Source organism: Salinivirga sp. (assembly GCF_035268865.1).
Lineage (GTDB): Bacteria > Bacteroidota > Bacteroidia > Bacteroidales > Salinivirgaceae > Salinivirga.
On sequence record NZ_DATFKB010000239.1, the window covers coordinates 1 to 9,923 of the forward strand.

Below are 9,923 nucleotides of genomic sequence, written 5' to 3' on the forward strand. Positions count from 1 at the left end.
CCACCATTGGCAGTATACTTCAAAGCATTGGTAATCAAGTTGCGCAGAATTGTACGTAACATATCCAAATCTCCATAAATTATCAGATTATTATTTATGCTATTTTCAGTGCGCAATTGTTTTTGATGTGCCACATTCTCCAGTAACATTAAGGATTCATCTACCAACTCTTTTAGATTATTGTATTTAGGGTTAAATTGAATAGTCCCTGACTGAGACCTGGACCAGGTCAGTAAATTATCGAGCAAATTGGTGCCCTGAATGGCTGTATTATGAAGTATTTTCAAAAAATCAGGCAAATTTTGAATATCGCCCTCTTCAATTTTTTCGATCAATAATTCGCTAATACCCACAAGAGAATTAAAAGGATTTCGCAGGTCATGCGCAATGATGCTAAAAAATTTATCTTTTGTTTCATTGGCTTTCCTAAGTTGTTCTTCCCGTTCCTTTATAACTGTTTCGTTTTCTAGCCGTTCCGAAATATCTTGTGCCATGGCTATCAGAACGGGGCGGTTCTTGAGTACAGTAGCAGTAATAAAAAGTTCTACAGGATAAGTATTTCCATCCTTTTTCCGATGATATGTTGTGATATGCTGTCTGCTTCCAAATTCAAGTTCTTTCCATATATGCTGCTGGTCATTTCGAGTTGCACTGTCCTGGTCTATGTCTGAAACTTTCATCGAAAGCAGCTCATCCCTCGAATAACCAGTATCTTTTTCGGCAGCTTTATTTACAAGTACAAATCTACCTTCCAAATCATGGGCAAATACAGCCATTGGCATTTGCTCTATAACCGTTTTAAGTACTTGTTCCTTCTCCCGTAAAATGCGCTCCGTCTTTAGTTTTCCCGAAATATCAGTAATATGTCCAACAATATATGTACACTTACATGCTGAATCAAATATGGGTGTAAGTGTAACAAGCCCTGTTTTGTTGCCATAGGGTGTAGGCAGTTGTTCTTCCCACTGAGTACTTTGTTTTTGTGCAATAGCTTCCCTGTATTTTTTAAGTTCTAAATCGAGTGTATCCTCCGGCATTACTTCTTCAAGTAACTTGCCCATAAATTGACTCTTTTTGTAGCCAGTTATTTGAAAAAAGGTCTCATTTATGAATTGATACCGGTATTTATCTTTTCCTTCCACTTTAAGTAAAAATATAATACTCCCTGTATTGTTCGCAATCATGTCAAGCATTATTCGGTGTTGCTTTTCATTATCTTTTAAAAGCTTTTCTTCCGTAATGTCTTGTCCAAATTCAACAAGTCCTTTTATATTACCCGTTTCATCGAGAATGGGATAGCCTCGCAAAAACCAATATCGTCCATTGGGTGTATTAACTTCACCTTCCTGGTATTTACCTGTTTTAAGCACTTTAATCAAAGGGCAATCCGTGCATGGTTCTTCACGACCATGCCAAATACTATAGCAATACTCTCCAACTAAATCGTCGGTATTCATTGATACAGAATCAGCAGATGCTTTATTAGCCCAGTTAATTTTAAAATCAGGACTGTAATACACTACCAATTCCTTTGTAGAATTCAATATCAAAGACTTCACTTTTTCGGCTTGTTTTAATCTGTCTTCAAGTTTCTTTCGATCTGTTATGTCTCTTTCGTTAATTATTATACGCTCTATTTCGCCACTTTTATCGTAAAAATAATTTGAAATGGCCTCTATCCACTTAACATTATATTCTTTGGTATATATCCTAAAGGTAAGCCGGCTTTGTTTATCTTTTTTATTAATATGCTCCTGCATTGCAACCTGCAATGCTTCTAAATCATCTTTATATACAATATCGAAAATAGATTTATGGAGAAAATCGGATTCAGAATAGCCATAAAGCGTCTGAGCAGATGGACTGATATAAATGGGTTTCAAGTTGCTATCAAGAGCTGCAATTACATCTGATGAATGCTCTGCCAGCAGTCGATATTTGCGTTCACGCTCACGTAATTCCTTTTCTGTATTTAATCGGTCAGTGATATCCTGCACAGAGGCCATAATTTGCTTTTCACCTTCGATAAAAATTAATTTCGGTGAAACTTCAACCCAAAAAGTACTGCCATCTTTACGTTTAGCCTTCCATAGTATGGCAAAAGACTCCCCTGTATTTACTTTATGAAAACTTTTAGTTACAAAATCGGGTGTAATATTTTGCTCAGGAGCCGTTATGTCAAAAATGCTGAAGTTATTATTGCGAAACTCATCAACAGAATAACCATAAAGTTCAGCGGCTTTCTGATTGGCATCCCAAATGGTTAAGGTTTGAGGATCGTGTAAAAAAATGGCCTCATTCACCCCATTAAATATGGCCTGATATTTTGCTATGTTTTCCTTTGCATAAATTTCGGGTTTTGACCGACCTTTATCAGTCTTAATCACAAAGTAATACTCTTTTGAATTGCACGTTTGCCCACTTCCAAGACTTTGTATTATTGTTTCGCAATAATGTCCGTTATTATGCTTTATCCGACAGCGCACATTATTAGGGCACTCGTTTTTCTTTAACAGCTCAAAATAGTATTTAAAAACTGTGCTATCGTCTTTATGTAGATAGTTGTAAAAGGATTCTCCATTAACCTGCTTTGCCTTAAAACCAAAAGTTTCCTGCCAGGTCTTATTAACGTCCTTTATATCACCATCTGCACCAAGTGTCTGAAATGAGGTTGGCGCATTGTTATAAAGCACATTATACCTGTCGTCCTCTATTGGTATTTGATCGGCAAACATATCAGCACAGAATAATTAGCTGTAATTTAGGAAAAAAAAGCTCATAAGTCAATAGTAAAATTTGAAAATCCAATAAGCATTGGGAAGATAAAAAACATCGAGCAAACCCAAAAAGCTAATCTAACTAAACTAAAACTTGAATAAATTTTTTAAATCCATAACTTTGAGGCCATGTTAGGAACCATTATCAACACAGCAGCAGTAATTGCAGGCAGCGTAGCCGGACTCATTATCAGATCACGCATGCCCAAAAGAATTACTGATCGGGTTTTTCAGGCAATTGGCCTTTTCACACTCTTTCTTGGAATTCATATGGCATCCAAAACTGACAACTTCCTTATTCTTGTGTTCAGTATGGTAACAGGCACCATACTTGGAGAATGGATGGATATAGACAAAGCCTTTCTAAAATTCAGCAACTGGCTGAAAGGAAAATTGAAATCCCACGGAACGAGTACTTTTTCAGAAGGCTTTGTAACATCGTTCCTTCTGTTTTGTATGGGTTCAATGACCATATTGGGGGCTTTTGAGGAAGGACTGGGAGACGAACCCAACTTACTAATGGCTAAATCTGTTTTAGACGGTTTCTCTTCAATAGCCCTAGCCGCATCGCTGGGTATAGGAGTGCTTTTTTCGGCCATTCCCTTGCTTATTTACCAGGGAGGGCTGACGCTTTTTGCAGCATCACTTGCGGATTACCTGACCGATCCGATCATAAACGAACTTACTGCCGTGGGCGGCCTACTCCTACTTGGCCTGGGGCTAAACATACTCAACATTACCAAACTCAAAATCATGAATATGATCCCCGCATTGGTCATAGCCGTTATTCTGGCACTGATATTTACCTGAAGCGACTGCTTCCTTACAAAGATGCCCGCTGAGTTAATGTAGTAAGCCAGGGTACATCTTTTTTTCGATCAAAAACCTTAAATTCGCCTAAAAAAGATTAAATGAGTACTTCCGACATCAAAGAGAAAATATATGAATTGCGTGAACAATTACACCATCACAACCACCTCTACTATGTAAAAAGCACGCCCGAAATAACTGATTATGAGTATGACATGATGCTTAAAGAGTTGGAGCACCTCGAAAAAGCGCATCCGGAGTTTGCCGACACAAACAGCCCCACTAGCCGTGTTGGTGACGATCGCGATCAGCGTTTCGAGGAAGTTCAGCATCAATACCCCATGCTATCGCTCGCAAACACCTACAACGAGCAAGAATTAAGAGATTTCGACAACCGGGTGCGTAAGGTGGCAGGTAACGATTTCACTTATGCGTGCGAGCTGAAATTCGACGGGGTATCCATCAGTCTGCGTTATGAAAAAGGACGTTTAAGCAAGGCTGTTACACGCGGCGATGGCGCACAGGGTGACGATGTAACAGAAAACGTAAAAACCATTAAAAGTATTCCATTGAAACTAAGCGATGGCGATTACCCGGACTTTTTTGAAATAAGAGGTGAGATTTACATGCCCAAATCAAAATTTCTGGAGATGAATGAGCGCAGAGAACAACAGGGAGAAAAAACCTTTGCCAATCCGCGCAATGCTACAGCAGGCTCAATCAAACTTATTCACTCATCGGCAGTGGCGCAAAGACCACTTGACTGTTTCCTTTATTACCTGATGGCCGATGATTTACCCGGGTCATCGCATTTTGAAAATATGCAAAAAGCTGCGCAATGGGGATTTCGCGTACCTGACACCATGCAAAGAGCAAACAATATAGATAAAGTACTCGAATATATACACCACTGGGAAACAGCACGGCATGAGCTACCATACGAAATAGACGGCATCGTAATAAAAGTAGATGAGCTCGAACTACAGGAAAAACTGGGTTTCACAGCCAAATCTCCCCGCTGGGCAATCTCCTACAAATACAAAGCCGAACAAGCCAGCACACACCTAAAATCAGTTGATTTTCAGGTAGGTAGAACCGGCGCAGTGACTCCGGTTGCCAACCTGGAGCCCGTATTTCTTGCAGGTACAACGGTGAAACGTGCTTCTTTACACAACCAGGACATCATAAAAAAACTGGACTTGCACCATGGGGACACAGTATTTGTGGAAAAAGGGGGCGAAATTATACCAAAAATAACCGCCGTTGATAAAGAAAAACGTCCGAAAGATGCAAATCCTGTTGAGTTCATTACCCAATGCCCTGAATGTGGCACACAACTCATACGTAAAGAAGGCGAAGCAGCACATTTTTGCCCCAATGAAAATCACTGCCCACCTCAGCAAAAAGGTAAGTTTGTGCATTTTATCAGTCGCAAAGCCATGAACATCGAATGGCTCGGAGAAGAAACTATACAGCTATTTCTGAAAGAAAACCTAATCGAAACCCTGCCTGATTTGTACGAACTTAAAGCCCATGATATTGAAAAGCTGGAAAGATTAGGCTCCAAATCAGCTCAAAACATCATTCAAAGCATACAAAGCTCCAAATCAGTACCCATGAGCCGGGTGCTTTATGCACTGGGGATACGATTTGTAGGAGAAACCGTTGCTAAAACACTTGCACGCCATTTCAAATCCATACAGGAACTGGCAAATGCCACAACCGAAGAGCTGGTCGCTGTGGATGAGATAGGTGAAAAAATAGCATTCAGCATACGCAAATACTTTGACAACGACGAAAACAAAAAACTGGTTGAAAGACTCGGCGAATATGGCCTGCAAATGACTGCTGCCAACGACAAACCTAAATCGGGCACCCTGGACGGTATAAAAATAGTAGCAACCGGAAAGCTTAACAATTTCACCAGAGATGAAATTAAAGAAACAATAGAAGCTCACGGTGGCAAGGCAGTATCTTCAGTATCATCGCAAACCGATCTTCTTCTTGCCGGCGAAAATGCTGGAAGCTCGAAAATAAACAAAGCACAGGCAGCCGGTGTTCGTATTATCGATGAAGCGGAATTCATGAAACTTATTGGCAAATAATTGCCATAAATTAAATCTATTTATTATGAAAACTTTTTTCAGCGTACTCTTACTCCTCATAGGAATTAACCTTATTGGTCAAAACCCTAAATCATACGAATTATACAATTCCAAAGGAAAAAAAGTATCATGGGAAAAGATGACCAAAGACCTGCAAAAACAGGATGTGGTATTTTTTGGTGAGCTGCATAACAGTGCCATCGCACATTGGTTGCAACTTGAGCTCACAAAAAATCTTTACATGAAGGTAACCAATAAACTGGCTTTAGCAGCAGAAATGTTCGAAGCAGACAACCAAATCATCATTGATGAATATTTGAATGACCTCATTGCCAATAAAAACTTTGAAGAAGAAGCCCGGTTATGGGACAATTATAAGACAGATTATAAACCATTACTGGAATTTGCCAAACAACACAGCATTCCATTTATAGCAAGTAACATCCCAAGACGATATGCATCGCTTGTTAATAAAAAAGGATTCAAAGGCCTTGAAGAGCTCTCTGACGAGGCGAAAAAATGGCTACCGCCACTACCCGTTCCATTCGACATTGAACTACCCGGCTATGCAAAAATGCTGAAAATGGCAGCACATATGCCGGGCAAAAAAGGCAATGCCGAAAACCTCGCAAAAGCCCAGGCTATTAAAGATGCTACCATGGCACATTTTATCGTTCAAAACATGCAACCGGGCATGCTCATGCTTCATTTTAACGGACGTTACCATTCCGACAACCACGAAGGCATAGTTTGGTACGTTAAAGAATATGCACCAGAAGCAAAAATCAAGACCATTTCAACAGTATTGCAAAACGATGTAAATGAGATACTAGATAAAAACACAAACGTTGCTGATTACATTCTGGTTGTAAATGAAGATGTAACAGAAACCTACTAACGAATATCAGGGTATTTCATTTTTCAGTCAGGTTACAAACTATTTTCCAACCTGCACTTTATTGGCCAATGCTTTTACACAGGGCAAGGGGCCATCAGCTGAGACTAAAAGCATTGAAAATAAATAACTTAAAATAATTTTTATTTTATTACAGTGCTTAGTCTTGCTCAAAATAGGCTTATTTTCATAATGAAAGCCCTGAATATTTTACTAACTTTGCGCTTGCTTAAAATTTGACTATGGACAAACGGATTATCGCTATCACAGGAGCTTCAAGCGGAATAGGCCGGGCCCTTGCATTATCGTATGCGGGTGAAGGTAACCATTTAATTTTGGCAGCACTCGGGCAGGCTGAACTGGAAAAAACTGCAGAGGCATGTCGAGAAAAAGGTAGTGAAACCACAGTCATAGAATTTGATTTAAGCAAACCCGAATCTGTAAAATCATTTACAGACAGCATAGCTGCAAAGCACAATCATTTAGATCGATTGATCCATGTGAGCGGCATAAGTCAGCGTTCACGTGCCGAAGAGGCACCCATTGACGTTGATCGCAAAATAATGGAAATCAACTATTTTGGAGCCATTGAGGTTACCAAAAATCTTTTACCATTGCTCAAAGCATCAAAAAGCGCAAAAATCGGTGTGACCTCAAGCATTAGCGGAAAATTCGGATTCCCTTTACGCTCCGCTTATGCTGCATCAAAATTTGCATTGCATGGTTTCTTTGAGTCGCTCCGGCTTGAACATTACAAGGATAATATCTCGGTAACAATTATGTGTCCGGGAAGGGTTAATACGCCCATATCCCTGAGTGCCCTTAACGCACAGGGTAAAGCCCAGGGAGTAATGGATCCGGGCCAGGCAAATGGCATACCAGTTGAAAAATGTGCAGCACAAATGAAACGTGCAATAGAAAAAAACAAAAAAGAAGTTTTTATAGGTGGCAAGGAAATTTTGATGGTATATTTCAAAAAATTCATTCCACCACTCTTTTATAAAATAGCTCGTAAAACAAATCCAACCTAGTGCATTATGGCGAAAATTATTTCAGGAATACAACAGATAGGAGTAGGCGTACCGGATTTCAAAGAAGCCTGGAATTGGTATATTAAGCATTTCAAGATGAATATCCGCATCTTTGAAGAAGAGGCTGTAGCTGAGTTGATGTTGCCACATACCGAAGGAGAGACACGCAAGCGTGTAGCAGCTCTGGCCATCAATATGGAAGGTGGAGGTGGATTTGAAATATGGCAACATACAGGCAAAACACCAGCCCTCAAAGAAAAAACCCTTATGGCCGGTGACCTTGGGATAAATTATGCTAAAATGAAAACACGGTGCATTGAATGCACTTACAAAGAGTTTAAAAAGGAAAAACTGGACCTGATTAGCGAGATTCATACCAATCCTGCCGGAGAAAAACATTTTTTTGTGCGCGATCCGTATGAAAACATCTTTGAATTTGTTGAGTCTGATACCTATTTTACAAAAAAGAACAGTAATGGCGGGGCCTACGGAGCAGTTATTGGGGTAAATGATATCGAAGAATCGATGAAAGTCTACAGCGATATTTTGGGCTATGATGAGGTAGTTTTCGATATTACAGGACATTTCGACGATTTTAAAACTATTCCCGGCGGACACGAAGAAATCAGGCGTGTACTATTGCGTCACAACAAACCAAGAAAGGGAGCATTTAGCAAAATGTTTGGCCCCACAGAAATAGAGTTGCTACAAGTAAAAACACGTAAACCTTCAGAAATTTTCGAAGGTCGAATCTGGGGCGACCCTGGTTTTATTCACCTGTGTTTCGACATGAACGGCATAGATGAACTGCGCGAAGAGTGCAAATCAAAAGGTTTTCCCTTCACGGTAGACAGCCAGCGCGACAATCCATCTTTTGACATGGGTGAGGCTGCAGGAAGCTTTGCATACATACAGGCACCAGAAGGAACTTTAATTGAATTTGTTGAAACCCACAAAATTCCCCTCCTTAAAAAATTAGGCTGGTACCTTAACCTGCAAAAACGGGCTCCTGAAAAACCACTGCCCAAATGGATGCTAAAGACACTTGGCATGAGTAAGGTAAGTCATGTTTAAATAAAGGGGTTGCAACTTATAGTGGTTGCAACCCGAAATCATTTTACCCGTATTGACTTCTATTAAAGATAATAACGGGAATACGATACATTACCACCATCACAACTTGCAGCATATTTCCATAGTATTTCGTACTCAAAACCATACACGCACATTTTTTCACAAAAAACAGCATCATTTCATGGGCATCGATATCATTCCCGGGTAGCTATCCAAACAGAAAACCAATATACCAGAAACCTAACAATAAGACACTTAACCGATATCTAAAAAGCAAAAAGAATCTGCCTTTCAGCTTAAATACCCTCAAAACATGTTTTTAAACATGTTTTATAAAAATCACTCTTTTTGACTATAATTCGCAACTATATTCATATATTTGGTAACGTTTCCTAGATATACGAATCCAAAAACACAATTTTATGAGGCAATTATCAATAATTGTAATGGGATTCCTGTTCCTATTCGTGAGCTGCACCGAACAGCAAAACAAAGCAAATCAACAAGAAACAAATGAGCACAAAACAGTAAGCTCTGCAGGAGGTTTATTCATAATTGGCGGAGGAAAGAGGCCACCCGCACTGGTTAAAGATCTCATTAAGTTAAGCAATGTAGACAGGACTGGCTACATTGTAATTCTGCCAATGTCCAGTTCTGTGCCAGACACGAGCGCTTTCTATGCTAAAAAGCAGTTTACAGAACAGGGGATAACCAATGTTACTGCATTTAATTTCATTGAAGGAGAATCACCGAAACAAGCCTGGCTTGATTCACTTGAGCAGGCAAAATTAATCTACATCTCCGGAGGGGACCAGAATCGCTTCATGAAAGTAGTAAAAGAAACACCCATCTATAAAGCGATACATCAGGCTCACCAAAACGGAGCAACCATAGCAGGCACAAGTGCAGGAGCTGCGGTTATGAGTAAAAAAATGATAACGGGTGACGAGTATAAGCATCCCGAATACACTGGAGAGTTTCGGACCATTGAAGCTAATAACATTGAAATTGCCGAGGGTATGGGATTCACGGATAAAATTATTGTAGACCAACATTTTGTATGGCGTATGCGCATGAATCGGCTCATAACCGTAGCGATCGAAAACCCTGAAGCCACTGCAGTAGGTATCGATGAATCTACAGCTATCTATTATAAAAACAACCAGTTCACTGTATATGGTAAGAGCCAGGTTATTGTAATAGAAAACCAGAAAAAGCACAAAAAAGCACA

7 protein-coding genes are annotated in these 9,923 nt (G+C 39.7%); 6 read left to right on the forward strand and 1 reads right to left on the reverse strand.

The window, feature by feature from the left end; all coding sequences use genetic code 11:
• Nucleotides 1–2,735, reverse strand: a 2,735-nt coding sequence (locus tag VJ937_RS14510; RefSeq protein WP_324068294.1) for a PAS domain S-box protein, incomplete at its 3' end; no start/stop codon positions are given.
• A 171-nt stretch (nt 2,736–2,906) separates the two neighbouring features.
• On the opposite strand from VJ937_RS14510, the gene VJ937_RS14515 reads away from it, so the two are divergent.
• From VJ937_RS14515 to VJ937_RS14540, 6 genes are all read left to right on the forward strand, one after another.
• Nucleotides 2,907–3,587, forward strand: coding sequence for a DUF554 domain-containing protein (locus tag VJ937_RS14515; RefSeq protein ID WP_324068296.1), 681 nt, complete (start codon nt 2,907–2,909; stop codon nt 3,585–3,587).
• 101 nt (nt 3,588–3,688) lie between these two features.
• Nucleotides 3,689–5,692: an NAD-dependent DNA ligase LigA gene (ligA, locus tag VJ937_RS14520; protein ID WP_324068298.1), complete on the forward strand. Its 2,004-nt coding sequence runs from the start codon at nt 3,689–3,691 to the stop codon at nt 5,690–5,692.
• A 25-nt stretch (nt 5,693–5,717) separates the two neighbouring features.
• Complete coding sequence (locus VJ937_RS14525) at nt 5,718–6,590, forward strand: ChaN family lipoprotein (RefSeq protein WP_324068300.1); 873 nt, start codon at nt 5,718–5,720, stop codon at nt 6,588–6,590.
• Between the two features lie 239 nt (nt 6,591–6,829).
• Nucleotides 6,830–7,618, forward strand: a complete 789-nt coding sequence (locus VJ937_RS14530) for an SDR family oxidoreductase (RefSeq protein WP_324068302.1) — start codon at nt 6,830–6,832, stop codon at nt 7,616–7,618.
• A gap of 6 nt (nt 7,619–7,624) precedes the next feature.
• Nucleotides 7,625–8,692, forward strand: coding sequence for a VOC family protein (locus VJ937_RS14535; RefSeq protein ID WP_324068303.1), 1,068 nt, complete (start codon nt 7,625–7,627; stop codon nt 8,690–8,692).
• Nucleotides 8,693–9,114: 422 nt separating this feature from the next.
• The coding region (locus VJ937_RS14540; protein WP_324068305.1) for a cyanophycinase at nt 9,115–9,923 on the forward strand (809 nt) is incomplete at its 3' end.